The 26,006-nt window shown below is 63.1% G+C and carries 30 protein-coding genes; 12 read left to right on the top strand and 18 right to left on the bottom strand.

The annotated features are described in order from the left end of the window. Window positions 1-11: 11 nt before the first annotated feature. From ACT3TS_RS03790 to ACT3TS_RS03770, 5 genes are all read left to right on the top strand, one after another. Window positions 12-968 (top strand): hypothetical protein, encoded by a 957-nt coding sequence (locus ACT3TS_RS03790; protein ID WP_444530152.1) that lies wholly within the window; start codon window positions 12-14, stop codon window positions 966-968. Further along, window positions 955-1,323, top strand: coding sequence for a GntR family transcriptional regulator (locus ACT3TS_RS03785; RefSeq protein WP_444530151.1), 369 nt, complete (start codon window positions 955-957; stop codon window positions 1,321-1,323). Before ACT3TS_RS03790 ends, ACT3TS_RS03785 begins: the two co-directional genes overlap by 14 nt. A gap of 117 nt (window positions 1,324-1,440) precedes the next feature. Further along, entirely contained in the window at window positions 1,441-2,655 is a 1,215-nt protein-coding gene (locus tag ACT3TS_RS03780) for a metallophosphoesterase family protein (protein WP_444530150.1), read from the top strand. A gap of 115 nt (window positions 2,656-2,770) precedes the next feature. Beyond that, a complete protein-coding gene (locus ACT3TS_RS03775) occupies window positions 2,771-3,325 on the top strand; it encodes a cysteine hydrolase family protein (protein ID WP_444530149.1) in 555 nt (184 codons plus the stop codon). A gap of 122 nt (window positions 3,326-3,447) precedes the next feature. After that, complete coding sequence (locus tag ACT3TS_RS03770; RefSeq protein WP_444530148.1) at window positions 3,448-4,404, top strand: DMT family transporter; 957 nt, start codon at window positions 3,448-3,450, stop codon at window positions 4,402-4,404. 88 nt (window positions 4,405-4,492) lie between these two features. On the opposite strand, the gene ACT3TS_RS03765 is transcribed toward ACT3TS_RS03770, so the two are convergent. Next, a complete protein-coding gene (locus ACT3TS_RS03765; RefSeq protein ID WP_444530147.1) occupies window positions 4,493-5,383 on the bottom strand; it encodes a sigma-70 family RNA polymerase sigma factor in 891 nt (296 codons plus the stop codon). Window positions 5,384-5,488: 105 nt separating this feature from the next. Here ACT3TS_RS03765 and ACT3TS_RS03760 point away from each other — a divergent pair, with 105 nt between their 5' ends. Next, window positions 5,489-6,334, top strand: a complete 846-nt coding sequence (locus ACT3TS_RS03760; protein WP_444530146.1) for an SDR family oxidoreductase — start codon at window positions 5,489-5,491, stop codon at window positions 6,332-6,334. 126 nt (window positions 6,335-6,460) lie between these two features. After that, on the top strand, window positions 6,461-6,811 hold the full coding sequence (locus ACT3TS_RS03755) for a hypothetical protein (protein ID WP_444530145.1): 351 nt from the start codon (window positions 6,461-6,463) through the stop codon (window positions 6,809-6,811). Between the two features lie 22 nt (window positions 6,812-6,833). On the opposite strand, the gene ACT3TS_RS03750 is transcribed toward ACT3TS_RS03755, so the two are convergent. The 5 genes from ACT3TS_RS03750 to ACT3TS_RS03730 form a co-directional block, all read right to left on the bottom strand. After that, window positions 6,834-7,019, bottom strand: a complete 186-nt coding sequence (locus tag ACT3TS_RS03750) for a hypothetical protein (RefSeq protein ID WP_444530144.1) — start codon at window positions 7,017-7,019, stop codon at window positions 6,834-6,836. A 172-nt stretch (window positions 7,020-7,191) separates the two neighbouring features. Next, window positions 7,192-7,857, bottom strand: coding sequence for a maleylpyruvate isomerase family mycothiol-dependent enzyme (locus ACT3TS_RS03745; protein ID WP_444530143.1), 666 nt, complete (start codon window positions 7,855-7,857; stop codon window positions 7,192-7,194). A gap of 177 nt (window positions 7,858-8,034) precedes the next feature. Further along, window positions 8,035-8,580 carry a GNAT family N-acetyltransferase gene (locus ACT3TS_RS03740; protein ID WP_444530142.1) on the bottom strand — a complete coding sequence of 182 codons (546 nt, stop codon included), beginning with the start codon at window positions 8,578-8,580 and terminating at the stop codon, window positions 8,035-8,037. Window positions 8,581-8,742: 162 nt separating this feature from the next. Further along, window positions 8,743-9,180 carry a VOC family protein gene (locus ACT3TS_RS03735; protein WP_444530141.1) on the bottom strand — a complete coding sequence of 146 codons (438 nt, stop codon included), beginning with the start codon at window positions 9,178-9,180 and terminating at the stop codon, window positions 8,743-8,745. A gap of 136 nt (window positions 9,181-9,316) precedes the next feature. Continuing rightward, on the bottom strand, window positions 9,317-9,592 hold the full coding sequence (locus ACT3TS_RS03730) for a putative quinol monooxygenase (RefSeq protein WP_444530140.1): 276 nt from the start codon (window positions 9,590-9,592) through the stop codon (window positions 9,317-9,319). Window positions 9,593-9,690: 98 nt separating this feature from the next. On the opposite strand from ACT3TS_RS03730, the gene ACT3TS_RS03725 reads away from it, so the two are divergent. After that, complete coding sequence (locus ACT3TS_RS03725) at window positions 9,691-10,197, top strand: COG4315 family predicted lipoprotein (protein WP_444530139.1); 507 nt, start codon at window positions 9,691-9,693, stop codon at window positions 10,195-10,197. Window positions 10,198-10,228: 31 nt separating this feature from the next. On the opposite strand, the gene ACT3TS_RS03720 is transcribed toward ACT3TS_RS03725, so the two are convergent. The 4 genes from ACT3TS_RS03720 to ACT3TS_RS03705 form a co-directional block, all read right to left on the bottom strand. Further along, window positions 10,229-10,936, bottom strand: coding sequence for an anti-sigma factor family protein (locus ACT3TS_RS03720; RefSeq protein ID WP_444530138.1), 708 nt, complete (start codon window positions 10,934-10,936; stop codon window positions 10,229-10,231). Then, entirely contained in the window at window positions 10,933-11,442 is a 510-nt protein-coding gene (locus ACT3TS_RS03715) for a sigma-70 family RNA polymerase sigma factor (RefSeq protein WP_444530137.1), read from the bottom strand. Before ACT3TS_RS03715 ends, ACT3TS_RS03720 begins: the two co-directional genes overlap by 4 nt. A 42-nt stretch (window positions 11,443-11,484) precedes the next feature. After that, window positions 11,485-11,907: a hypothetical protein gene (locus ACT3TS_RS03710; RefSeq protein WP_444530136.1), complete on the bottom strand. Its 423-nt coding sequence runs from the start codon at window positions 11,905-11,907 to the stop codon at window positions 11,485-11,487. Window positions 11,908-12,844: 937 nt separating this feature from the next. Next, window positions 12,845-13,702, bottom strand: a complete 858-nt coding sequence (locus ACT3TS_RS03705; protein WP_444530135.1) for a helix-turn-helix transcriptional regulator — start codon at window positions 13,700-13,702, stop codon at window positions 12,845-12,847. Window positions 13,703-13,863: 161 nt separating this feature from the next. On the opposite strand from ACT3TS_RS03705, the gene ACT3TS_RS03700 reads away from it, so the two are divergent. Beyond that, window positions 13,864-14,721 carry an SDR family NAD(P)-dependent oxidoreductase gene (locus ACT3TS_RS03700; protein ID WP_444530134.1) on the top strand — a complete coding sequence of 286 codons (858 nt, stop codon included), beginning with the start codon at window positions 13,864-13,866 and terminating at the stop codon, window positions 14,719-14,721. Between the two features lie 344 nt (window positions 14,722-15,065). Here the strand turns inward: ACT3TS_RS03700 and ACT3TS_RS03695 are convergent, their stop codons facing one another. The 5 genes from ACT3TS_RS03695 to ACT3TS_RS03675 form a co-directional block, all read right to left on the bottom strand. After that, window positions 15,066-15,374 carry a protein-tyrosine phosphatase family protein gene (locus ACT3TS_RS03695; RefSeq protein WP_444530133.1) on the bottom strand — a complete coding sequence of 103 codons (309 nt, stop codon included), beginning with the start codon at window positions 15,372-15,374 and terminating at the stop codon, window positions 15,066-15,068. A gap of 160 nt (window positions 15,375-15,534) precedes the next feature. Further along, window positions 15,535-16,149: an RraA family protein gene (locus tag ACT3TS_RS03690; protein ID WP_444530132.1), complete on the bottom strand. Its 615-nt coding sequence runs from the start codon at window positions 16,147-16,149 to the stop codon at window positions 15,535-15,537. Window positions 16,150-16,242: 93 nt separating this feature from the next. Continuing rightward, window positions 16,243-17,877 (bottom strand): DUF6297 family protein, encoded by a 1,635-nt coding sequence (locus ACT3TS_RS03685; protein ID WP_444530131.1) that lies wholly within the window; start codon window positions 17,875-17,877, stop codon window positions 16,243-16,245. After that, window positions 17,874-18,047, bottom strand: a complete 174-nt coding sequence (locus ACT3TS_RS03680; RefSeq protein ID WP_444530232.1) for a hypothetical protein — start codon at window positions 18,045-18,047, stop codon at window positions 17,874-17,876. Before ACT3TS_RS03680 ends, ACT3TS_RS03685 begins: the two co-directional genes overlap by 4 nt. After that, window positions 17,984-18,451 carry an ABC transporter ATP-binding protein gene (locus ACT3TS_RS03675; RefSeq protein ID WP_444530225.1) on the bottom strand — a complete coding sequence of 156 codons (468 nt, stop codon included), beginning with the start codon at window positions 18,449-18,451 and terminating at the stop codon, window positions 17,984-17,986. Before ACT3TS_RS03675 ends, ACT3TS_RS03680 begins: the two co-directional genes overlap by 64 nt. Before the next feature lie 276 nt (window positions 18,452-18,727). Between ACT3TS_RS03675 and ACT3TS_RS03670 the strand changes: the two genes are divergently transcribed. Continuing rightward, window positions 18,728-19,126 carry a GNAT family N-acetyltransferase gene (locus ACT3TS_RS03670; protein WP_444530130.1) on the top strand — a complete coding sequence of 133 codons (399 nt, stop codon included), beginning with the start codon at window positions 18,728-18,730 and terminating at the stop codon, window positions 19,124-19,126. 56 nt (window positions 19,127-19,182) lie between these two features. Here ACT3TS_RS03670 and ACT3TS_RS03665 read toward each other — a convergent pair whose 3' ends face one another. Continuing rightward, window positions 19,183-19,638 carry a GNAT family N-acetyltransferase gene (locus ACT3TS_RS03665; protein WP_444530129.1) on the bottom strand — a complete coding sequence of 152 codons (456 nt, stop codon included), beginning with the start codon at window positions 19,636-19,638 and terminating at the stop codon, window positions 19,183-19,185. Between the two features lie 116 nt (window positions 19,639-19,754). Between ACT3TS_RS03665 and ACT3TS_RS03660 the strand changes: the two genes are divergently transcribed. Further along, window positions 19,755-20,462, top strand: a complete 708-nt coding sequence (locus ACT3TS_RS03660) for an ASCH domain-containing protein (protein ID WP_444530128.1) — start codon at window positions 19,755-19,757, stop codon at window positions 20,460-20,462. A gap of 51 nt (window positions 20,463-20,513) precedes the next feature. On the opposite strand, the gene ACT3TS_RS03655 is transcribed toward ACT3TS_RS03660, so the two are convergent. Continuing rightward, window positions 20,514-21,659 carry a serine hydrolase domain-containing protein gene (locus ACT3TS_RS03655; RefSeq protein WP_444530127.1) on the bottom strand — a complete coding sequence of 382 codons (1,146 nt, stop codon included), beginning with the start codon at window positions 21,657-21,659 and terminating at the stop codon, window positions 20,514-20,516. Between the two features lie 500 nt (window positions 21,660-22,159). Here ACT3TS_RS03655 and ACT3TS_RS03650 point away from each other — a divergent pair, with 500 nt between their 5' ends. Continuing rightward, window positions 22,160-23,377 carry a M23 family metallopeptidase gene (locus ACT3TS_RS03650; RefSeq protein ID WP_444530126.1) on the top strand — a complete coding sequence of 406 codons (1,218 nt, stop codon included), beginning with the start codon at window positions 22,160-22,162 and terminating at the stop codon, window positions 23,375-23,377. A gap of 144 nt (window positions 23,378-23,521) precedes the next feature. Here ACT3TS_RS03650 and ACT3TS_RS03645 read toward each other — a convergent pair whose 3' ends face one another. Next, on the bottom strand, window positions 23,522-25,912 hold the full coding sequence (locus ACT3TS_RS03645) for an ATP-binding cassette domain-containing protein (RefSeq protein WP_444530224.1): 2,391 nt from the start codon (window positions 25,910-25,912) through the stop codon (window positions 23,522-23,524). Between the last annotated feature and the right edge of the window lie 94 nt (window positions 25,913-26,006).

Genomic DNA, 26,006 nt, shown 5'->3' with positions numbered 1-26,006 from the left:
AAAGGAGTGTCATGGATGCCTCACCCGCCATTGCCTGGACCGTCATGGCATTGTTGGCCGCCCTTTTTTCGGTGGGCCTGCTAACAGGACGAACCAAGCGCTCCCAGGAAAGGCGGGTGTTCACGTTTTGGCAGCGGGTTGGGCTGCCCATGGGGACGGAACAAATCAACGCCTCGGTCCAGCGCAGGCTGCGCCGCAGTGCGACTGCCACCTTGCTGGGTGCCCTGGCAGGTCTGCTGGCAGCTGCGGTGGCCCTGCTGTTGCTGCCCAATTCCGCCAGCACATTTGAATACTTGTGGCTCGTGGTCCTCCCCGCCGTCCTTGTTTGCGCGACGTTGTTTGACGTTGTCCTGGCCCTGCGGGATTCCCTTTTTGTGCAGCGGCCGGACGCCCCGCGAATGGCACGGACTGTGGCCGTCACGGCTGCCGACTATGTGAGTCCCTGGCGGCTGCGGCTTGCCCCGCTGCTGGTGCTGTTGGCAGCGGCCCTTGCCGCTGCAGGCTTGATCCTGGGCGTGGCAGGTGAGGTCGACATGGGCCACTTCCTGCGCAGCCTTGCCCTTCCCTCCCTCCTTGCGTCGGTGTTGGTCCTCTGCGGCACGGTCTTCGCCGCGCGCAGGATCCTGGCACACCCCCAGCCGGTCAGCGATCCGCTGGAACTTGCCTGGGACGACGCCCTGCGGGCGGAAACCTTCAGGAAGATGGGTCTGTTGGCGGCAGCCGTCGCCTGGCTCGCCCTGGCTGCGGGGGCGATGGGAATCCTCGGGGCGTTTGCGGCCCCCGGCGGCACCGATGGCTCAGTGCCCGGGTCTGCCCTCACCGAACTGCTCTTTACCTGGGGATATCTGGCCATCCTCGCAGTCTTCACTTTTGGTGGCGCAAGCAACTACTTCCGCTACCGACTATGGCGCAACCTCGCCCCGGCGCTCCCGCCATCACCGGGAGCGACCAGCCATGCTGTTGGTTGACCCCCGTTCGCCGGTTCCCCCGTTCGAGCAGATACGCGTGCAAATCCTGCAACTCATCCAGGATGGCAGCATGGCACCCGAGAATCGGCTGCCGACGGTGCGCAAGCTCGCCGCCGATCTGGGCCTTGCCCCCAACACTGTCGCGCGGGCCTACCGGGAACTTGAACTCAACGGCGCCATTGAAACCCGCGGGCGCCACGGCACCTTTGTCGCAGCCCATGACGATCCGGTGCACCAACAGGCGCAAAAAGTGGCCAGGGAATTTGCCCATCAAATCCGCGCCCTTGGACTGGGCAGGGACGATGCCTTGGCACTGGTGAATGAGCAGTTCCCGGCGCCGGTGACAGGAAGGTGAGACGTTCACTTCCTGTTTCCGCACTGGTCTTGCGGCGTAGGAGGCCCGGCCAATTTGCCCACCTAGTGTCAGTCCGGAAGGCAGCCCGACAGGGGCCGCAACATCATGGAGGCAGCAATGACGGAGAACACCAACTCAGTGAAATTCAGTCGCAGGACAGCGTTGGCAACGGCGGGCACATTGGGAGCGCTGGGCATCACCATGGCAACGGCAGCCGCCGGCAACGCAGCACCCGGCGCCAAGGCGCCGAAGCCAACGCTGGCATTCCGACCCGACGGATCGTTCAAGATTGTCCAGTTCAACGACACCCAGGACGATGAGCAGACCGACCGCCGCACGGTTGAACTCATGGAAAAGACCCTCGACTCCGAAAAGCCTGACTTTGTGGTCATCAACGGGGACGTCATCAACGGCGGCTGCGACACCGAACTGGAGGTCCAGCAGGCACTGAACCACGTCGTGCTGCCCATGGAAAGCCGCCAGATTCCCTGGGCCGTGACTTTTGGCAACCACGACGAAGACTCCGCGGCACGCAGCGGCATGACCGAGGCCAAAATGCTGGCGTTCCTGCAAAGCTACGAGTTCAATATCAACTCCGAAAACATCGAGGGACTGACCGGCACCTCCAATTCACAGCTGCTGATCAAGTCCGCAAAGTCCAAGGACCCGGCGTTCGGCATCTGGCTGATTGACACCGGCCGCTACGCACCTGAGAACATTGCCGGCCAGAACTTTGAGGGATACCCGGACTGGGACTGGGTGCGCATGGACCAGGTCGGCTGGTACCGCAAGCAGTCGCAGGCCGTGGAGAGCAAATACGGCAGGAAAATTCCCTCGCTCATGTGGGGCCACATCGCCCTCCATGAACACCGCAACATGTGGTTCGCCAGCCTTGACTCACGGACGGATGCGGACCACGCCCGCGCAGTCGCCAAGCACGCCATCGTCGGCGAGCGCAATGAGGACGAATGCCCCGGGCCCATCAACTCAGGATTGTTCAGCGCATTCCTGGAACGAGGGGACGTGTTGGGCTATTTCGTGGGCCACGACCACGTCAACTCCTATGCAGGCAACTACTACGGGGTTCAACTCGGCTACGCTCCCGGTTCCGGGTTCGGCGCCTATGGATTGGACGGTGCCGAGCGGAACCGCCTCCGGGGCGCCCGGGTCTTTGAACTGGATGAGAACCACCCGGACATCTACAAGGACACACGGGTGGTCTTCGCGAAGGACTTTGGCATTGACCTCACGGCAGACCGACAGTCCATCACGCCCCCGCTGCCGATCCCCGAGGCAAAGCCCGGCAAACCTGGCAAACCCGGCAAGAAGTAGCGCACTGGCCTGGCCGCCCGTCCGTGCTCCATCCAAATGGGCGGGTGTTCCGTGCCGGGGCTGGACGGCGTAGTCTCGTGTACGGCAACGATTCACCCCTGACGTGAGGATCACCATGACCACGCTTCCCGACCGCACCAAGACTGCCTTGGTGGTCATCGACGTCCAGAACGATGTCATGGCCGATGCTTACCAGCGGGCTCCGGTGGTGGCGAACATTCAGACACTTGTGGATGCGGCCCGCAGCACCGGAACCCAGATTGTCTGGGTCCAGCATTCCGATGACGACCTCCCCAAGGACAGCGAGGAGTGGGAGTACATCCCCGAATTGCTCCGCCGCGAGACTGAACCCCTGGTCCACAAGAGCTACGGCGATTCCTTTGAGGGCACGGACCTCGAGGACGTCCTCGCCCGGGGCGAAGTGGGCAGCCTGGTTGTTGCCGGAGCCCAGACCGACGCCTGCATCCGCTCCACCATCCATGGCGCGTTCACCCGCGGCTACGACGTCACCCTCGTCAGCGATGCCCACACCACCTCGGACAACAGCGAATGGGGTGCACCGGGGCCGGAACAGGTCATCGCCCACACCAACCTGTACTGGAAGTATCAGGACGCACCGGGCCGCACCGCTGCCGTCGTCGCCACTGAAGATGTGGGCTTCTCCAAATAAGCAGGGCACAAGCACGACGCCGGGCACTCACCCGGCTGCCGCACGTCCAGTCGGCTTGCGGCTGCTTCGGGAGGGCCGCCCTGTGCCCGGAGATCGTGGCGGCGTCGCCTAAGATGATCTAAATGGTGCACACCCCGCGTCGACCGCGCCCACTTTCGCTGAGCAGGCAGGAACTGGCCCTGCTCGCCATCACGGTGTTGTGGGGTGGCACCTATCTGGTCATACACCTGGCCATGCGGTACAGCGGCCCCATGTTCTTCGTCGGCATCCGCTTCGCCGTCGCCGGGCTCATCGCCGCTATTATTTTCCGTCGCGCGCTCCGCGTCATGACCCGGGCCGACCTTGGCGCCGGCGCCGCGATTGGCGTCATGATTTTCTTTGGCTACGGCCTGCAAACTGTGGGCCTGCAAAGCATCAGCAGCAGTACCTCGGCCTTCCTCACCGCATTGTTCGTCCCCATGGTGCCGTTCCTGCAATGGGCCGTGTTCCGCAAGCGGCCGCACGTCATGGCTTTCGCCGGGGCGGCACTGGCGTTTGCGGGGCTCGTGCTGCTGGCCGGCCCGGATGCCTTCCAGCTGGGCCTGGGGACCGGCGAGGTGGTGACTCTCCTGAGCGCCGTTGCCATCGCCGGGGAGATCGTGTTGATCAGCCTCTTCGCTGCCAAGGTGAATTTGGGCAGGGTGACCGTGGTGCAGTTGCTGGTGTGCAGCGTCCTGGCGTTCGTGGCCATGCCCGCCACGGGGGAAGCCGTCCCCGCCTTCTCCTGGGTGTGGCTTGCGGCCGGGGTCGGGCTGGGCCTGGCAAGCTGCATCATCCAGCTGACCATGAACTGGGCGCAAAAGTCGGTGGACCCCACACGCGCCACCATCATCTACACGGGCGAGCCGGTCTGGGCCGGCGTGATTGGCCGCATCGCAGGGGACCGGCTGCCGCCCCTGGCTCTGGTGGGCGCGGTCTTGATTGTGCTCAGCGTCCTCGTCAGCGAGCTCAGGCCGCTGGGACGGCCGGCATCCGGGAACCCGAGCTCCGCCGTCGTGCTTACCGGTGACGGAGAGCTCCCAGGATCCGGCGCACTCTGACGGGAATGCCCTGCCGGCTGTCCCACCGGAACCAGCGGAAGTTGGTCCAGTAAAACACGATGAAGGAGCAGCGCAGCCAATCAGTGGGTCAGTCTGCAATGGCCGGGTTGAGCGCCGCGAGACGGCTTGCGCCGGCCAGCACGTCGATTGACACTATGCGCCCGCCGGCGACGGTGAATCCAGTGATGGACTGGAGCTGCCCATCCTTGACGGTGATGACCCCGGCCGCGCCGTTGACGAGAATGTGTTGGTAAGGCAGCGAATCCGGGCCGAACATGCGTGCGTTGCTGGCCACTGTTGTGCCGCCTCTGAGCACCAGTGGCTGGGCCGTGAGTCCACTGGCGCGGAACTCGGCGTCCGGATGGAGGATGGCGACGAGGGCCTCGAAGTCGCCGTTCCGGGCAGCAGCAAAGAAGGCGTCAACCACCTGCCGCTGGCCGGCCAGGTCGGGATCCGGTAAGGGAGCCTGGCCGCGCACCCGATTCCGGGCCCGGCTGGCCACCTTCCTGGCGGCATCGGGTGTGCGCTCGATGATGGGGGCGAGCTCGTTGAAGGGAACCTGGAAGAGGTCGTGCAGGACAAAGGCGAGCCGCTCGTCCGGGTCCAGCGTCTCCAGCACCACCTGCAGCGCCAGCCCAACATTGTCGGTGAGAATGGCCTGCTCTTCGGGGCCCATTGCCTGGCCTGTCCCGCTGCCGTCCGCCCTGCTGAGGATGGGGTCCGGCATGAAGTATTCCAGCGGATCCTCCCGCAACCTGGCCCGGGAGCGGAGGGCGTTCAAGCTGACGCGTGCCACGATGGTCGTCAGCCAGGCCGTGAGGTTGTTGATGTGTTCCCTGTCCGCGCGGCTTGCGCGCAGCCACGTGTCCTGGACAGCGTCCTCGGCCTCGCCCAGCGATCCAAGCATGCGGTATGCAATGGCCCGCAAGTGGGCGCGTTGCGCCTGGAATTGGGCTGTGAACAAGTCCGGCTCGGTCATGCGGTCACATTCTTCCAACGTGCGGTGTCTATTAAGCAGACCCGGTTCGGGTCCATGCGGCGGCAGGAACTGCCCTGCCGTCCAGTTGAGAAATTGGAGCACACCATGGAACTTCCCATCTTAGTCACGGGTGGAACAGGAACGCTTGGCAAGGCGCTGGTGCCCGGGCTGGTGGCCGCCGGAAAAGACGTCCGGGTTTTGAGCCGCACAGCGCGGACTGGCGTGGCCGAAGGGGACGGGAACAGCCCCGGCGTGGAGTACATCGTCGGCGACTTGTCCGCGGGGCAGGGCATCGATGCTGCGGTGGCCGGTGCTGAAATTGTCATCCATGCGGCAGGCAGTGCCAAAGGAGACGCGGCGAAGGCGGCCCACCTTGTGGACAGCCTCCAACGGGCAGGCAGCGCACGCCACTTGATCTACATTTCGGTGGTTGGCGCCGAAGAGACTCCTTTTGAAAGCTGCATCGACCGCGCCACGTTGGGCTACTTTGACGAGAAGCGAAAGGGGGAACTTGCGGTCTCCGGTTCCGGGATCCCTTGGACCATCCTGCGGGCCACCCAATTCCACGACTTCATCGCCGCGTTTGCGGAGTTGGGCATGAAGCTGCCCATCATGCCGTCATTCTCAGGTTTCCGGTACCAGCCGGTCGATGCCCGCGAAGTGGCGGACAAGCTCGTGGAGTTGGCGCTGGGTGAACCGGCAGGCCTCGTGCCCGCCATCGGCGGACCCTCCATTTACCCCATGGCAGACCTGGTCAGGAGCTATGCCAAGGCGACCGGACACCGGCGTATTGTGCTGCCGATGCACATCCCCGGCAAGGCGGCCAAGGCTCAACGGAACGGTGCGAACCTTGCCAGGGACCGCGCCGTGGGCCAGCGGACCTGGGAAGAATACCTGGCCGAAAAAGTCGGGGCCCAAAAGTTGGGCGCTGAAAGAGCGGGCGCTGACTGAGCAGCGAGCATTCGCTGCCTAACGCTGCATGTTAAATGCATACGGCATGGGGGCCGTGCCGCAAGGCCCCCACAGGGTGCACAATGGTTGGCTGTCCAACCAGCAACACCCGAAGGAAACTGCCACATGCCCCAGACAACCAGCCCTTTCGACCTCCCCGAGAGCCGGTCCGCCTGGGCCGGAAAGCCGTGGAACGGGACGTGGGGATCGGCCGCCTCGAGGCCCGGCTTCGGGCGCTGGAACGCTTCGGGTTGGACCTGTGCCCTGGCAGGACGGATCCCGCCGGGACCGATCCATCCGGGACCGATCCAACTGCACCAGCCCTGCCTCACCTACATTGCCGACGTCCTGCCCAGTCTCGGCGAGGAGGGTGTCCAGACGTGCATGCTCCGGCATCTGGTCCCCGAGGGTGCACTGGCCCTGAACGAGCCGGATCCTGGCCGGAGCGGCTGGAACGCGCCGGCTTGGGCAGGCTGACGGTGACATCACTGCAGGTCAACTACCGCACGCCGGCGGAGGTCTTGGTGGAGGCCGCACCGGTCATCAGCCCAGCGCTTCCGGATGTAATTGTGCCCTCGTCGATCCGGAGCAGCGGCATCCCGGCGACGCATGCTGCCGTGTTGGAACCGGACGCCGTGCCGGAGCGGTGGCTGGCGGCAAACACCGAGGGGATCGTGTGCGTCATAAGCGCGGGCGACGCCGGCAGCTAGTGGTCCTCAGCCAGTGAGGACAGATGCTTTCAGTGTTGTTGCACGGGACAGACGTTTGGGCGCAGGCGGGGGAGGGGTTGCCGCTTCGGTGCGGCACCTTGCGGACTGCGATCAACCAGGTTGTCGTGCGCGTCCGGGACCTGAAAATTAGTTGGACTCCCCAGATCCGGGCGCCGCACAACGACTGCGCAGGGCTGCGACCCCGTCACCTGAAAGTTCATCGCAGTACAAGCTGCGGCCGGCCATTGCCATGGTCAGCGCCAGAGTAGATCCCTGCACGAGGAGACCATCGCCAATGGCAAAGGGGCCATCGGTGGCCTCCAGCCGCAACCCGACGATTGCGTTCTTGCTTTCCACAGTGAAGTTGCCGCGGGCGTAAAAGTCCGCAACGGCAGTGACGACACCGACCGGGACTGATCTGACAATTCCCAGTGGACGGCGAATGTCTGCACTGTGCACAACAACCTCTCCCAACCAAGCGGCTGTCGGGCCAAACGTCGACGTGGTGCTGGTGGTGATCTCTCGAAACAAGGCCAATGTTTCGGCAGGCGTGGAACCAAGATGTTCAGCAAGGCGCCTGTCGTTGTGAAGGTCGAAGTCGAACCTGGCGCCAAGAACGCTGGTGAACCAGCGCAGGGGACCGGTGCTCGCAGCAGCCGTGAGATGGGCAACGACTTGCTCCACGCTCCAACGCCCACACAGCGACTGGAGCCTCCACCGGCTATTGTCGAGCAGGGCCAGGTCGGCAGCGAGAGCGGCACGCTCGACGTGGGCAGCGGACCATAGTTCCCTGTTTGCGTCGTTCCTGGCCAATGGTTCGCCCTTCCTTGCATTTGCGGGCGGATGGATGCGCCAGCGTCTTGGATTGACTGTACTGCCCTGTTGACCGACGCACAGACAGGCTGATGATGTTCCCTGCCGCAACGTTGCCGGCCCCGAAGGTGCCCTGCCAGGACTTCAGGCGGTCGACTCCAGCTGGAGTGGCTGTCATCATGGGTGGCGGTCTGCGCGCAAAATGGAAAAGAGCATCGAGTCGCGCCGCACCCCGTTCACCAATCGGTGGGAACGCAGCAGACCCTCCGGGGTGAATCCGCTCTTCTCCAGAACACGGATTGAGCCGATGTTGCCGGGGTGGCAGGTGGCGGTGATGCGCTCAAGTTGGAGCGCATCGAAACCCAGCGCCAGCAGATGTTCGACAGCTTCCGTGGCGTACCCTTTGCCCCAATGGGCCCGGTGGAATGTGTAGCCAAGTTCGCCGTTGCGATCACCGGAATCAGTGACCCAGACAGCCACCGATCCGATCGTCGTGCCGTCCAGGACAGCCGCGAGCGAATACGATGGCCGGTCTTGGCCAATGCCGGCTTGCGCGGCTTCTTCAACGAAGTCCGCCGTCTGCTCCAAGGTATTGGGACCCCACGTCGACCAGCGGGTGACTTCGGGATCGGAGGCGTACTCGTGAACGGCCGGGATGTCGGAGCGGCTGAAATCGCGAAAAATGAGCCGTGGCGTGTGCGGATGCGCTCTTGGAATACTCATGGGTCACCTGTTCCGTCGTGTGCCAAGGTTCAATCCTATTGGCGCCTGGACTGTCATCCCGACATGCGAGGCGCCACACCTTGAGCCGGGAAAGGGTCTCTTGCCAAACAGTCTTTCCGTCCTGACAACTTGGGATACAGCCCAATTGGGCCGTATGGGCCGTTAGTCCTTCTTCAGTTCCTGGGCGAGCATCACGAGAATTCCGCTGGGACCGCGGAGGTAGGTGAGTTTGTAGACGTCGGAGTAAGTCGCGACGCCGCGCAGTGGATGGCACCCGTGCGTTGCGGCTATCTCGAGAGCCTTGTCGATGTCGTCCACCGAGAAGGCCACGCGGTGCATGCCGATGTCATTGGGTCGGGTTGGGTGTGTCTCGATCGCCTGGGGGTGGATGTATTCGAAGAGCTCGAGCCGGCCATGACCGTCCGGGGTCTGGAGCATCGCGATCTTGGCGTGGTTTCCATCAAGCCCGACGGCGGTGTCCGTCCACTCGCCGCTGACCGTGTCACGGCCGATGACCGTTAGACCGAGATCGGTGAAAAAGGCCACTGTTGCTTCGAGGTCGCTAACCGCGATGCCGACGTTCTCAAGTTTGATGGCCATGCGTTGAAAGCTACCAAAGCGGACAGAATAATTCCAGTGCCGGCGAGGCACCATTTCTGCCCGTCAGGGGTCCTTCACCCAGCAATCCCATCGCTGACATGCGGTTTCCCCTGGCGGTTGGTCTCACCGGCTCAGATCATCCGATGACGGAGTAGTTCCGCTTGATGTCCGCCGTTGCGCGGCCCCACTCGCTGGCCTTTACCCGTGCCTGGTGGATCTCGAAGGAAACGGCATCCTCGAACCGTTCGGAAACATCCCACACGAATGGATCGTCGGTCTGGACGACCTCGAAGGACAGGCAGCCCGGCTCGGCACGCGTCAATTCAATGTGACGGGGCAGGTGCTCCACCACGGCGGAAAGCTGCTCGGCGCTTTCGCATCTCAATTGGCCGGTCAAAACGGTGTTGTCCATAAAGAAGATCCTGCCATGTGTGAACCGGGCTGCCCGCCATCTCGTGTGTTGGGCATGGAGCCATCGAAGGTTTCACCAAGGCAAACGGAGAACCGGTCATGAAAGCCAAAATTGGAATCGCCCTCAGCGCGCTGGCGCTGGCTGCCCTCACGGCGTGTGGCAGCACAGCCGGGCCGGGCGGAATTTACAACACACCGGGCGGTTCGTCGTCATCCGATTCCGCCACAGGCGAGCTGCACACGGCCAGCACGTCCCTTGGCACCATCGTGGTCAACGGGGCCGGAATGACCGTGTACTTTTTCGATCACGACAAGCCCAACGAAACCGCCAGCACCTGCACGGGCGCCTGCCTTGCGTTGTGGCCGGCGGTCATCACCGCCTCAGCAACACCCACCATCTCCGGCGTCACGGGAACCGTTGGCACCATCACCGGCACGGACGGCGCAAAGCAGGTCACCCTGAACGGGCTCCCGCTGTACACCTACGCTGCCGACAAGGAGGCCGGGGACACCTCGGGCCAAGGTTTCGGCGGCATCTGGTGGGTGGTCGACGCCAATGGAGCCAAGGTCACGTCTGCACCGGCACAGGTCGGCAGCGGCTACTGAGCGGGTTGGGCACAGTGGCAACACGCAAGAATCACGGGGCCGCGCTGAGCAGCGTGGCCCCTGCGCCGTCCCGGATGTCCAGCCGCACGATGGAATGTGCCGGGCTGCCGGTGGTCGCCGTCGGCGAGACGTCGCTGCCGGGGCCTGCGGTCCAACTGGCCACCGTGGTTTCCACACCGGCCGTCGAGACCATGACCATGACATAGTCCTGGCCTGTCGGTGCGCCCGAGTATAGCGAGGCCGGGGCGTACGAGCAGGTCCAGTTGATCTGTGTCCCCCACGGAAAGCTGGCCAGTGTTCCCGTGGCCGTCAAGCCGCGCGGGGACGTGCCGGAGAAGGTGAGCGGGACGCTTGAGGAGGCGCTGCTGACCGCCAACGGAGGGGGAGCGGTGCTGGCGTCGAGGGCGGTGGTGATGGCCGCCGTCGTACCTGCCAAGGCAATGGCGGCAGCCGCGGCCGCCATGACAAGCCGACGACGGCGGACGGCCACTTTTGCGGCCAGCCCGGCATAGAGCGGCGGGGGTCCCGTCGCTGTCGCGGGGGTTGCGGACGAGGGAACGGCGGCGTGTTCCGCACGCGTCAGGGCGAGCAGGCCGGGCAGGCCTGACAGCTCGGCAACGTGCCGTCGGCAGCGCGAACAGCCGGAAAGGTGGTCCTCAAATTCGCGGCGTTCGGCCGTGGACAGGGAGCCGAGCACGTAGGCGGCGTCCCACAGGGCATACGGGTCGGAGGCATTCATCGTCCGCTAACCCCTCTCTCTTCCAACGCCAGGCGCAGCGCCCGCAGGCCATAATGCAGCCGCGATTTGACGGTTCCCTCCGGGATTTCCAGTTCCGACGCGATTGACGCCGTGTCCCGGCCCCCGTAATAGGCCTGCCGAATCACCTCACGGTGCTCCGGGCTGAGAGACTCCAGCGCGTCTCCCACCAGCCAAGCATCAAGGACCCGCTCGGTCTGGTCGTCGCCGGGAACCTCTGGCAGCTGGTCCGTGCCGAACTCGTGCCGGTGCCGGGCGCTGCGCCAATCGTCGATGATGAGGTTCCGGGCCACCGTGAACAGCCAGGCACGCAGCGCGGACGGTTCCCGTGCCAATACCTCGGGATGTTGCCAAGCCCGCAGCAGGGTCTCCTGGACCACGTCCTCGGCCTGTGCCCGCTCATGGACCAGCCGCATGACGAACCGCCAGAGCAGCTGGGCATAGTCGCCGTGCAACTCCCGCAATGCCTGCTGCTCGTCCTGGCGCATTCCCACCTCCTGACGCTTATACGCAGTATGGGCCCGGATGGTTCACTCGGCAATGCGTCGCCGGAAAAGTCCGACGGCGGCCAACACCGCACCTGCTCCTTGCGCAGCTGCACTGAGCGATTTTTGGAAGAACCAGACGGGCTCGTACATGGCAGGTAACGGGCCGAACGCGGGAATGTTGATGTAGCGGTACAGCAGGACTGCCGCGAGCCCGCCGGCGGCAACGATGAAGGCGGCGGCGTAGGCCGGCCGGCTGCCTCGGACCAGCACGTACAGGCCGGCAACGATGGCAGCTGCGGCCTCAATCCGGAACAGGTTGCCCTGTCCGATGCCGCCCTGGGCTGCAACTTGGTAGAAGGAGGCAAGCTGCAGGTGTACGACCGCGTCGATGGCCAGGGTGGCCGGCACCAGCACGCGCAGCGCTGTGCCGAACGGATCGTGGCGGTATAGTTTCGGGTTGCTCATTTCTTGTCCTGGACTTCGCTGACGCGTGGGCGGGGGGCCTTTACCTGTAACACGGGTTGGCGCTTCATTTGGTTCAGTTTCTTCGGTTGCGCATTCAGCAGCGTCTCGGAGGCCGTGGGCTCCGGGAGCGTCCGCAACAGGTTGGGCCTCTGCACGGAGAAGTTTGCGGCCTACCGGCGTTGGTTGGCCTCTCGCGGTTCAAATCGTGCGCCGTCACGGTCTTTCAGGAGCCACAATCCGGACCATGGCCCCCACCGTGATTCCGCATCTTCCGGGGCCCGCCCATGACCCGGAAGGTGGACTCCGAACCCGGAAGAGCGCCACGGTTTCCTCAGCAGCACGTGTCCTTGCAGCTCAGATAATTTGGAGACCTGTTGCGGGCCAAAGTTGAGCCGATCACGAAGGCTGTAAACGGGGTGGACCCGTGCCGATTGCATAAATTCGGTGCTGCGGATGGAGCCGCCTGAAGTGCCTCGTTCCCTGGAATAATGCCAGAGAAGTCTTGGTAATCAGCGCCATCAGCCCTTCGTCGATGAGCCCGAGAATCACGCCCCGTGGCGGATGCTCCATGAGGTTCAGCACGATGAAGGCCGCCACAACGGGATCGGTGAAGGAGAGCAAACAGCCACAGATCGAGCGTACCGACCACAGCCCGCAGCGGGGGTGACAGCTGCGTTGAGTGCCCGAGAGGTGATTCGTTTTCCGGGGCACTTGCGGAAGTACGGGCGTCCAGTGTTGATGCATCGGAGTCAGAGGTGGGCCGATCATGCTGAGGCCGTCGAAGGCGACGTGGGGGACACGGTCTCCCGCGTAGCGTTGAACCGGCCGCACGGATCCTGCGCCCGGAGACCCAACTCCGACGGCGGGACTCAGCAGACATCGGGAGCTCGCCCCACCCGCCACGGACAGCAAACGACGTTGGACTATAACGTGGCACTCACGAGGAGCCAACCTTCCTCGAGGTGAGGTTGGCTGTGCCGACGACGTTCAAGAGTTCTGCTTTGTCGGCGCTTTCGGTCCCCGGGGTGGCGGTAAAAACGAGAAGGGTCTGCATCTGGTCCGGGTCGAGAACCACTTGGCAGTAAAGGGACAGCTCGCCGACTTCCGGGTGCACGAATCGCTTCTCTTCAGAGTTGCGGACGCCGATTTGGTTCTCGTCCCACAGCGCCGCAAATTCAGCACTCCGCTCCTGGATCCGATGCACGAGCTCCGCTGCAGCTGATGAAGGACCCAGCCGGGCGGCCGATGCGCGCAATTGTGACACCTGGAAGCGGCTATGGTGATCGTGATCGGCTGCGGGATAAATGGTGCGGCTGGCAGAATCGGTGAACCACCGATATGCGGCGCTCCGCTCGGCGCCCTTGAAGTGGGAGTGGTCCCCGAGGAGGGCGATGGCGCTGACGTTCTGGGCGAGCGTCTCTCCAACGGACCCCATGACCTGGGCGGGAGTATCGGTGAGGCGGTCAAGAATGCGCATGAGCCCGGGGCTGACATGGCTGCTGGACCCAGACCGGGAGGGAGCCGGATGTCCGGCGAGAAGCAGCAAGTGGTCGCGTTCGTCAATGTTCAGTCGCAGAGCACGAGCGAGCGCATTGACCATTTGCACGGACGGCTGCGGACCGGCACCACGCTCCAGACGAGCGAGGTAGTCGGAGGACATGTCTGCCAGATCGGCGACTTCCTCGCGCCGCAAACCAGTCGTTCGACGCCGAGGGCCGCGTCTGAGACCGACGTCTTCAGGCTGCAGTGCGTCTCGGCGAGTCCGGATAAACGTTCCGACGGCAATTTGATCCATGAGCCGTTCCTCCTCGGGCTGATATATCTCCATTCTCTCTGAACCCGGACGGGTGTGACAGGACCTCTTGTTCAGTGGATAAACGTGTCCTTGTTGCAAATCTCCAACTGAGGTCTGATGTGAACAGCAGCCATTTCGGTTGCAGAACCTGGAGAAGCGCGATGGCTAAGTGGACCTCGGCAGACATGCCGGAAATGAACAGGAAGACCGTGCTGGTAACGGGAGGCTCGAGCGGAATCGGCTTCGTCGCCGCCCGTGAAATGGCTGCGGCAGGCGCCCACGTCACTCTGGGTGTGCGCAACGTCGCGAAGGGACGTCTCGCAGCGAAGGAAATGCACGGCAGCATCGACGTTCGTGAGATTGATGTGTCAGACCTTTCAAGCATCCGGGATTTCGCGGACGCGTGGACAGGCACGCTCGACATCCTGGTCAACAACGCAGGAGTCATGGACATCCCCTTGAGGCGCACCAGCGACGGCCTTGACATGCAAACCGCCACCAATTCGTTCGGGCCGTTCCTGTTGACGAACCTGCTGTTGCCGAAAATCACCGACAGGATTGTGTGGATCACAAGCCAGTTGCACCGGATGGGGCACCTGCATACCGGCGATCTGAACTGGGAATCCCGCCCCTACAAATCGAGGGACGCCTACAATGACTCGAAGCTGCAGGTCGTACTGTTTTCCCTCGAGCTCCAGCGTCGGCTCGAGGAAGCTGGTTCCAACGTTCGCTCTGTGCTTGCCCACCCTGGCATCGCGACAACCGCACTTGCTGCGCACTCGGGGGCGAACAACATCAACCGATTCTCTTTCCTGCTGAACGACCCCGCCCATGGGGCGCTGCCGACCCTGTTCGCGGCAACCCAGAACGTCTCCGGCAACGCATATGTTGGCCCCGACGGTCCCGGCAGCATCAAGGGCTACCCGAAGGTTCGCAAACCGGGAAAAGCGGGCCTCAACGCTCAATCCGCCTCGCAGCTGTGGACGGCCGTTAGCAAGAGGGTCGGGGTGCCAGCATGATGCCCAGTTCGGACGCTGCGCACTGTCACCTCAGATGACGAGGGTGCATCTGGCGCAGCTTTGCACCTTGCGGCAGAGCCTTCCTACCGATCTGAATTCGCCGCACGCTCCGTCCGAGACCGGTTAGGGCGGCTTGGGGCGAGCAGAACTGGCAGTAGGAGTCTCGCTGCAAATGAACGACGGCGCCGATGGCCGGGACTGGCGCGGATTTGCCAGGCCGGATCTTCCTCCTGTGATACGTGGTGGGCCGCGGTTGGTGGAATGGCTTCGAGTTGGCAGTAGCCGGAGCTCGGACGTGATGGGCACCCTAAATGATCTCCAAGCCGCTGAATTATGCTGCGGATTCAATCCGCGGTGAAGCGCTCGACGTACCGGCGTTGCCATGGCGTTTCAACCGCGCGGGGATGGTACTGCTCACGAACGAACTTCACTGCCTGGTCAGCCGGCACGCCGTCGAGCACGGCGATGCATGCCAGTGCGGTTCCTGTTCGCCCGAGTCCTCCACCGCAGGTGACTTCCACCCGCTCCGTTGTCGAGCGGAGCCAGGCTTCCCGAAGCGCGTCCTTTGCATCGTCGCGGTCCTTGGGCAGGCGAAAATCGGGCCACCGCACCCAGCGGGCATCCCAATCGACCGGGGCTGGCCTGCGTCCCATGAGGTGGATTGTGAAGTCGGGGAAAGTGTCAGGTGGCTGCGGCCGGCGAAGGCTGCGGCCGCGCAGCAATCGGCCGGACGGCAGAGCCAACACACCGATCTCACCGGACTCCCACGTAGCGCGCATAACTTAAATATAGGGGCGGTTGGCGGGCGGCTGGTTACCAGTCCACTCCGGCCGCGCGCAGGATCGAGTTGATCTTTTGCTCGTGTTCGGCCTCCCAAGCGTCGAGCAATTGGGCTTGTTCCGCGTTGGATTTCTTGGAGACTGCCGCCATCACCGCGGCGATGTCCGCGGCAGGCACGGCAACTATCCCTTCCTCATCCGCAACGATGAAGTCGCCCGGATACACCAGCACGCCGCCGCAATTCACAGGCTCCTGGAGGGGAAATGGAACAGCCTTCAGTCCGGGCTTGGGCACCACAGCGCGGGCAAAGACGGGAAAGCCCAGCTCACGTATCTCGGCGATATCGCGGATGGCACCGTCAATCACAAATCCGGCAAGTCCACGCCGATGCGCCACAGCGGCGACGTTTCCGCCAGCGACCGCGTGGGAGGCGTCTCCGCCGTCGACCACGATCACGGACCCGGCTGGTGCCCGGTGGATTGCCGCATGGAGCATCAAGTTGTCGCCTGGGGCGCAACGGACAGTGTAAGCGGGCCCGCTGAGTTTGGCTCCGGCCCACAATGGGCGAATGTCGGGGGAGAGGACCTGTGACCGCGCGACCTGATCGGCGACGTCCGTGGGTGAGGCGAATTGGGGCAACGCGTTCATGGGGCTCCCTTGATCTGGGCGGTCAGTTTCCTCTCAGATCATACGGGCACGTGTTTGGCGGCGCCTTCTGTTGCGTGGGCGTCGGGCGGCAGATCAGTGTCTGCGAGTTGCGAACCAGAGACAAAATAGGGACGTAACAATTTGCAGCACCAGCAGCCATACGGTGAGCGTCCCTGTCACCAACGCCAGCAAGGTGGGCAGCATTGCCAAGACGACGAAGTCAGGCCCTCTTGTATAACTTTCAATGGTTCCATTCGACTGCAAGACAGTGAGCATGGTTCCATCAACACTTGCCCAATCTGGCGCGGGCCGGTAGGCCATTCGCATGGCAGCCCCTGCAAGTCCGACGCCGGAGAGCATTCCCATGCCCAGAAGTGCAGATGTGCTGAACCCTCCGCTGCTCGCGCCCAACAGTGCCAGCAAGCCAAAGCTGAGCGCACTCCAGGTAACGGTTGCGAGAACGGGCACCACTGCATGCAGGCGAAGCTGAGCCGATGCGCCCAAGGGAAGCAACCGGTCCAGTTCCGGCCGGTCGGCGTATTGCTGGGCAATAGTGGAGGATGTAACGGCAACTCGCCAGCCTGTTAAAAACAACACTGCGACAACGATGATGGCGCTGCCCAGGCCGTCGATGAGCGTCACTGCTCCGGGAAGCAGCCCCAGTCCAACAAGCGTTCCCACGGTCTGGGGTTTACGCATGAAGGCCACCACGTCGGCGAAAACGAGGACACCTGCAGGAGATTTAGGCACCCGCGTCGTGATATTGAATCTCTTTCTTCCGCCGGAGTCCGACCGCAAGGCCTGGCCGAGCTCGCGAAAATCAGCAAAATACAAGGCGCTGCTGGCATGACCGGTAATTCCGCCAGCAGCCACCAGGTCAGCCCGGTACAGCCTGCCCAAGCCCGCATAAGCCCAGGCACATCCAACAACGGCCATTGCGAACATGACAAACAAAGGCCAAATACGCCCCTGGGCCACGACCAGCGGCCAACTTGACGGAAGCACCTGCAGGACGGATGAGAGGGCAGCTAAGAACTCATCACTTCGTGGCATGACCGTTGGCAGCAGCAATGTCAGCAAAATGTCGGCGGAGACTGCCCGTGCGCAGGTCTCGACGATGCGTTGTCTGCCGGAGATTTGAATTCCGACGGCGGAAGCGATGATCAGCGCACCCAAGAAGACGGCAGTAAGGCAGGCCAGGATCACGGATGAAACGCCATGGGCCGGGCTGGACAGTGCAGCCACCGGAGCCATGCAAAGCCCGGCCACACTACCGGTCCAAAGCAGCTTCTTGGCGATGGGGCCGAGCGCAAGTTTTCGACGGTCTGTTGGCAGGCTGAGCCACCAATATCCCTGGGCTCGGCTGGTTGCCACAGGTCCTGTCCGGCAAGCGAGAACTACACCGTAGGCGGATCCCAGAAGCAGCATCAGACTCATGGCCACCGACGCCGGGAACGGCCAGAGGTGTGCCGAGGCGATGGGGCGCGTTAAGAACCAGCCGGCGTCGACCACCAGATCTTGCTGTATGCCATAGAACAGGGAACCCGCGTACATGAGAATAACTGCAGCGCCTAAAAGACTTTGGTAGACGTCGCCAACGGTGCCCCAGCGGCTGGTGGTGCGATGTTTGTTGAACGCGTTCCTGGTGAAGGCAACAGGGTCGAAGTCGTGTTTCTTGCCCATCACTGTGGTGGACCGGGTTGCGGGTGATGTCTCTGCCGGTGTCATGCTGAAATAACTGCCGCAGCTTCATTCGGTGACAGGAAGCGGACTTGTTCGTCAACGACCATGCACCGATCCGCGACGTCGGTCAGGAGGAGCGGATCATGGGTGATCAGGAGCAGTGTGCTGCCCTGGTCGGTGGCGGCGTTGAGACGGGTTGCGAGTTCCCGCCGCATGGGACGTCCAGTCGTTGCTCGGGTTCGTCCAGGACCAGCAGGGTTGCTGGTCGGATGAGCGCCGAAGCCAACAAGAGCCGTCGCCGCTGCCCCGACGACAGTTCGTCAGGCATGTTCCCGCCATGGTTGCCCAGTTCAAAGAACTCCAGCTCAGCGTCAACGGCTTTCGCGGGCTTGGGCACCTGATGGCCGTGGGCCGTCATCAACAGGTGTTCAGCAACTGTCAGGCCAGGAAAAAAGGCGTCCTCATCAAAGATGGTGGCGACATTGCGTCTGAAAGACGCAGACCGCTCATCCACGGGACGGCCCTGGAAATAGGACAGGCCCGCCAGTGGCTGCTGTTGCCCGCACAGGGTTCTTGCGACAGTTGATTTGCCAGCTCCATTGGGACCGACGATCGCCATCGAGGACCCGGCACTGAGCTCGAAGGAAACAGGATCGCAGACTGGTGTTCTGCCGAACCCAGCCACTAATCCTTCGGCCACAATCGTGGCTGTCCCGCCAGAATTACCAATATCCAACTGCCCCAATATTCCCCCAAAACATCTCTGTCACGCTGCGATAGGACGCAGCGCACTCTTCGCAATAGCCTACCTGCATCCGTCATGGCGACCGTGGGTGTTGTTAGTACAAACGGCAACTGTCGGTGCTGGATACCAGCATGAAATACGATTCTGTGGATGACGACCCATGACTTTTCGATTCGATGTACGACGCCGTCAGACTGGCGCCAGATCCGCGACATCCGTTTGGCGACAACCAGCGATACACCCACGGACTTTGCGGAAAGCCTGGAAGCAGGGGAGGGCATGGATGAGACAGCGGGGAGGCAGCGAGGTGAACGTGGAATCGCAGCTCATGGGGCCCAGGCTGCTGCCATGTCTGGCTCCGGCCAATGGGTGGGGACCATCGAGGCTTGGGCGAGCACCGAGGGCGGCAAGCTAGCGCTCCACGTTCGCGAAGAAAACACCCGGGCGAGGAAATACTACGAACGAAACGGTTTTGCCGCGACCGGCCACAGCGTCCCTTATAGCCTGTACGCCACGAAGAACGAACTGGAGATGGTCAAGCACCTCTGAGGGTGTACCCCGCCGGGGGAGTGGTGGGTTCTTTGCCTCCCGGCCGGTGGGGCGGGTCAGAGTTGTCTGCTCCAGGCAATTTCCCGATCGAGCTGGCCTGTCTCGATGAAGAGTTGAACTTGGTGTGTTGCGGCCAGGGCCGAGGCAAGATCGTTCGTTTCTACAGATGTGAAGCCAAGTTTCTGCCAGAAGGGACCTGACCTGCGGCTGAACAACCAGGCGTGCTCGGCGCCAGCCTCGGCGGCCTGATCCAAAGTAAATTGGGCGACTTCACTGCCGATACCAGTTCCGCGAAGTGCTGGATCGACAGCGACGCTGCGGAGAAGGGCATGGCGTCCGTCGGCACTGCATTCAAAGCCGGCACTCCCTAGAATCCGTCCCGTCCTCTCGCCTCGCAAGACCCACAAATTCACCGAGGGTGAGTCCAGGCCACTGAGAGTCAGGTCGGCGATGCGCAGAAATTCCGTAATTTCTCCAGCGTCACTGACCGTTGCGCGCATAAGATCCTTCACCCCACAAGCGTAGCTGCACAGCATCGGGAGCCGTGAGTGTGAACTTGTGTCGAAACTTAATGGATTCCCGTGCGGGGGGGAGCGGTCACCATCGACTGGTAGGGAAGAATACATCCATGGACCCACTTGAATCAGAGCTGCGAGTTATCCAGGCGGCAGAGGAGTTGGCAGCTACTCTCGGTTCCGATGAGAACCATACGGTTGCAGCAGCGGCGATGGATACGCAAGGGGTGATTCATCGGGCCGTCAATGTTTATCACTTCACTGGCGGGCCGTGTGCAGAGTTCGTGGTCATGGGGCTCGCGGCAACGGCCGGAGCCGGCCCCTTGATGACCATGGCTGCAGCGGGCGACGGCGGACGCGGTCTCATTCCGCCCTGCGGCAGGTGCCGGCAGGCGATGCTGGACATTCACCCGGACATCATGGTCGCCGTACCGGGAGGCAAAGGCGCAAGGATGCAGCCGATCAGAAAACTCCTTCCATCCTCGTATGTGCTCCCGGACGCAGGTTCCCGGAGGATCCTCAGATTTAACAAGAGGTACTACGAGGCTGTGGCGACTGGAAGCAAGGTGACGACGGTTCGTTTTGATGAGGATGTGGTGCCCGGGGAGTATGTCTTCGTATTTGAGGACGACGCCGTTCATCGCACCCTGGCAGGGGTGGTATCCAGAGTGCAGTACTACCGGCTGGACGGCATGACGGCCGAGCAGGCCCGTCTCGCCCGGGGTACGTCCATGGAGGAGTTCCGCCGCGAGTTGCGCAACCACTATCCAGAGTTGTCCGACCAAGATGCGGTCAGCGTGGTGGAGTTCGAACTCGTCTGATGCAGGGGGAGGGGGAGTGGTGGCGTGTACCTGCCCAGCCGTGCTCCGAGGTCAGGATTCCACGGGTATGTCGTCAAGGTCCCAGGAGTAAGCCTTGGCAATGCGGTTCTGGATCTCCGCCATCACTGATCCACCCTTGTCGCCATTGGTCATGATCACGGCACCGTAGCCTTTGGCGACGTGCGCGATGGCTTGGGCTTTGAAGCCCCAGTTGTCACCGTCGTGTTCGAAGTACCAGCCATCGCCTTTTTGCGTCACCATGAAACCGACTGCGAACGGGCCCACCCCGACGGGGGTGACCATGTTGCGCATCGTGGTTCTGTCCAGAACAAGCGAGGATTCTCCCGCCAAAGTCTTTTGCACTTCGATGAGGAACCGGGCCAAGTCAGTTGCTGTTGTCCACAATCCGGCAGCGGCCTGCTCCGGGTGCGCATGCCATCGTGCGTCCATCGCCTCGCCCGAGACGTCGTGTGCATGGGCTGCCCGGCATTCGAGTTCTGCCGGCAAGGGCTGCTCGAAGGTGCTCATGGTCATGCCGATCGGTTGAAGGACCCAATCATGCATGATTTGTGCGAAGGGTGCTCCGACTGAGTCGGTGAGTGCGAGCTGCTGTATCTCGATGCCGCCGCCCGAATACTGGTAAGCCGTCATGGGCGGCCGCACCGGCCGCACTGCAGCCAGAGGGGAGGGTGGAAGCCCGTCGAGGACCTGCAGCAATGTCGGCAGCGGCTCATTCGGTTTGTACCCGGGGAAACCAAATCCGTCTCCGAGGCCCGAAGTATGACTCATGAGCATTCGAGGTGTGACCGCACCGCCTCCATGGAACTGCCCCTGAGGCAGCTGCCAGCTATTCAAGATGGTGTTGATGTCTTGGTCGAGATCGAACAGCCCGATCTGCGCAGCCTTCAGCGACGCCATCGCCGCCACCGGTTTACTGATCGAGGCCGCCTGGTACAGCGTTTCGTCGGTAGCTGCTGCTCCGGACTGCACGTCTGCCGTGCCCCATGACTTCGTCCACGCGATCTGGAAGTTGTTGATGACGGCGATGCTGACACCAGGCACATGGAAGTGGTCCAGCAACTGCGTGACGGGGAGGGAGCCGACGTGGTGCAGGTCTGCTGGCTGTGGGCACTCGATCTCGGCAATCCTCGAGTCTTGCATCTCGGATGGTTCTGGCAGGCTGGCTGACATGTTCATGAACCTACCATCTCGTTCCGCGAACAACTGGAACGTCGCTGAGTAAGTCGTAGACACGCGCCGCCACATCCGCGGGTGCGTTCGTCCGCTGGCCCGCCGAAACCATGCGTCAACTGGGTGGAAGGTGGGTCTGTGAAGATAAGAAAGGACAACAGGGCGCCCCGTATGGGAGGGCCAGATTCACTTTACTTTACATAATGTAGATTATCGGCGCATTATCAGGGTCAGTCCTTTTCTACGCAAGAACCCTTCATGCGGCGCGACGCCATGAAGTAAATGGGTGCCACTTGAACCTCCGTCGTCTTGTCTCCTCGGCCCAGGAAACTCTGAGCGGCCACTTGTTGCCTCAACAAAAATATCTCCAGGAAGGTGAGTCGTTGTGCTGCACTATCGAGGGGTCTAGGCTAGGTGCCAGTCCTTCGTTCCCCAGTGTGGTCTTGCTCCGGCGGCACGATCTGAGCCTGCAACAAGCGGGTCCACCAACGATGGAGGAAGAACTCATGCGTGTTCGAGTCGGATTCAAGTTCGCTGCCGCTGTGATCGCTGTGTCGTTGACGGGTGCCGGGTGCACAACTCTCGGTGGCAGTGGATCCCCGCCGACGTCTGACACGTCGGCACCGTCCCCGCCCGTATCCACGCCGGCGGACCAGGTGAGCGCGATCCTCGTCCAGCCCATCCATGACGCCCAGGTCGTCCGCGGAAGCGACGAGCTGGGCCACGTCGAATACGAACTCCTCGTCGTCAATGCGTTCAGCGACCCTGTGACGTTGACCGGTGTGACGGTCGTCGATCCTGACGGTAAGGATCTCATGACGGTGGAGGGAGACATCCTTGCGGCCGCGACCCAAACCTTATACACCCACGCAGCGTCGCCCGTCGTCGACGCCTCAGCAGCTGTCGTGGTGGAGGTGGACCTGCCGCTGCCGTCGGGCGATAAAGTTCCGGAGCGACTGTCGAACCGGATCGAGTACACACTGCCTGCGGGTTTGGTTGGTGCGGCTATCGTCGACGACACCGTCGTTCACGGCCCCGAGATCGTGGTCGACCGCACAGCAGCCACAGTGATCGCACCTCCCCTTGCAGGCGACGGCTGGCTGGCCACCAGCGCGTGCTGTTCGCCCAACGTCCACCGCGACCTGCGGCTCTCTGCGGACGGGATCCGCCTTGCAACAGCCGAGACCTTCGCCGTGGACTGGGCCCAGGTGAAGGGTGACCGCGTTTACGACGGCGACGGCAGCCGAAACGAGCTGTTCTACGACTTCGGAGCGAACGTGCTCGCGGTCGCCGACGGCACAGTCGTTGCGGTCCATGACGGCGTCCAGGAATCGACCCCGTTCAAGTCCACCGCCCCCGAGACGAAGGAGGGCTACGGCGGCAACCAGGTGATGATTAAGATCGCCGAGGGCGTCTATGCGGCCTACGCGCACCTGCAGCCGGGCAGCCTTGCCGTGGCCGTCGGCGACACAGTGAAGGCCGGCGACGTTGTCGGCAAGCTCGGGAACACCGGACCCTCCCAGGGGCCGCACCTGCATTTCGGCCTCCTCGACAAGCCCGACCTCTTCGTGGGGCGGAGCCTGCCGTTCGTCTTTGAGAGCTTCACTCTCGTTGGCACCGTGGACTTCGCGTCGGCGACAGGTGACACACTCGCAATCTCGCCCGAATCACGCAAACTTGCCAAGGCCTACCCGCTCTACGGCACTATCGTGGACTTCCCCTGATCCCTGCCAGCCAACGCGGCCATCGTGGGGACAAACTCCGCCGACTCCCCCGCCAGTTCGTGCAAGAGCACCACGACGGGTCCGGAGCCCCCGTCAAGTAGGACAGCTCCACGGCGCCGCGGGCAATCGAACACCGTTCGAACATCAGGCGCCGATGTAGGCTGCCAGGTGCTCCCCCGTCAACGTCTCCCGGCCAGCCACAAGCTGTGCCGGCGTTCCCTCGAAAACGACAGTCCCGCCGTCGTGCCCGGCACCGGGACCAATGTCGATGATCCAGTCGGCATGCGCCATGACAGCCTGGTGATGCTCAATCGCAATGACCGACTTCCCGGACTCGACCAGCCGGTCCAGCAGCCCCAAAAGCTTCTCGACGTCGGCCAGGTGCAGCCCCGTGGTGGGCTCGTCGAGGACGTAAATACCGCCCTTCTCCCCCAGGTGCGTGGCCAGCTTGATGCGCTGGCGCTCACCGCCGGAAAGCGTGGTCAGCGGCTGGCCGAGCTTGAGGTAGCCAAGTCCGACGTCGGACAGCCGGCTGACGATCTTGTGTGCGGCAGGCAGCTTGGCCTCGCCTTCGGCAAAGTACTCTTCCGCCGCATCCACCGACATGGACAGGACCTCGCTGATGTTCTTTCCGCCCAGGTGGTACTCGAGGACCGCGGCTTGGAAGCGGCGGCCCTCGCACTCCTCGCACACAGTGGAGACGCCGGCCATCATGCCAAGGTCGGTGTAGATGACGCCGGCACCGTTGCAGGTGGGGCAGGCCCCCTCGGAGTTGGCGCTGAACAGGGCAGGATTCACGCCGTTGGCCTTCGCGAAGGCCTTGCGGATGGGGTCCAGCAGGCCGGTGTAGGTGGCGGGGTTGCTGCGGCGGGAGCCTCGAATGGCGCCCTGGTCAACCGTGACGACACCGTCGCGCCCGGAGACGGAACCGTGGATGAGGGAGCTCTTGCCGGAGCCGGCCACGCCTGTTACTACTGTCAGCATGCCCAGCGGAATGTCGACGTCGACATCCTTCAGGTTGTTCTCGTTGGCGCCGCGCACCTCGAGCACGCCGGTGGGCTTGCGGAAGGTTTCCTTGAGCGTCATCCGGTCATCGAGATGCTGTCCGGTAAGGGTGCCGCTGGCGCGCAGCCCCTCGAGGCTGCCCTCATAGACCACCTCGCCGCCGGCGGATCCTGCCCGCGGGCCCAAATCAACCACGTGGTCGGCGATGGCGATGGCCTCGGGCTTGTGCTCCACGACGAGGACGGTGTTGCCCTTGTCCCGAAGCTGCAGCAGCAATTGGTTCATGCGGGCGATGTCATGCGGGTGCAGGCCGATGGTGGGCTCGTCGAACACATAGGTGATGTCCGTCAGGGAAGAACCCAGATGCCGAATCATTTTGGTGCGCTGGGCCTCGCCGCCGGACAGCGTGCCGGAAGGGCGGTCCAGGGAAAGATAGCCAAGGCCGATGTCCACGAACGAATCAAGGGTCTCCCCCAGCGCACCGAGCAGCGGCGCCACCGAGGGCTCGTCGAGGGAACGCACCCAGGCGGCGAGGTCGTTGATTTGCATGGTGCACGCGTCGGCGATGCTCACGCCGTCGATCCTGGAGTTGCGGGCATGCTCGGCCAGGCGGGTGCCGTTGCAGTCGGGGCAGGTGGTGAACACGACGGCACGCTCCACAAAGGCGCGGATGTGCGGCTGCATGGCGTCCACGTCCTTGGCCAGCATGGATTTTTGCATCTTGGGAATGATGCCCTCGTACGTCAGGTTGATGCCCTCGACCTTGATCTTGACCGGCTCCTTGTGCAGAAGGTCGTGCAGCTCCTTCTTCGTGAACTTGCCCAGCTTCTTGTCCATGTCGAAGAAGCCGGAGCCGGCGAAGATGCGCCCGTACCAGCCGTCCATGCTGTAGCCCGGGACGGTGATGGCGCCTTCGGACAGCGACTTGGCGGAGTCAAAGAGCGCGTCGAGATTGAAGTCGTTGACCTTGCCCATGCCCTCGCAACGCGGGCACATGCCGCCGGTGATGGAGAAGCTGCGCCGCTCCTTGATCTTCTCCCCCGCTTTCTCGATCGTGACGGCGCCTGCGCCCGAGATGGAGGCGACATTGAACGAGTAGGCCTGGGGCGAGCCAATGTGGGGCTGGGCCATCCGGCTGAACACGATGCGCAGCATGGCGTTCGCGTCGGTGACGGTGCCCACGGTGGAGCGAGGGTTGGCGCCCATGCGTTCCTGGTCGACAAGGATGGCGGTGGTCAGCCCTTCCAACAGGTCGACGTCGGGCCGTGCCAGTGTGGGCATGAAGCCCTGCACAAAAGCGCTGTAGGTTTCGTTGATCATGCGCTGTGACTCGGCAGCAATCGTGCCAAACACCAGCGAGCTCTTGCCCGATCCCGAGACGCCGGTAAAGACCGTGAGCCGCCGCTTGGGGATCTCGACGCTGATGTCCTTGAGGTTGTTCACGCGTGCACCCTGCACCCGGATCAAGTCATGGGTGTCGGCCGCGTGCATGCGCCCGCCCGGTGTCGCCGTCGTCAGGTCCTGGCTCATCATGTCTCTTCTCTCTGCAGCGGGCCGCCTTCGCGGTCGCTGTCCAGCTTATCCGCAAGGCGCCGCTGGAGAGGGGCCGGGCCTTCTTCGATCC

Source organism: Specibacter sp. AOP5-B1-6, assembly GCF_052376555.1.
Lineage (GTDB): Bacteria > Actinomycetota > Actinomycetes > Actinomycetales > Micrococcaceae > Specibacter.
This window is presented reverse-complemented; position numbering and strand designations above follow the sequence as displayed.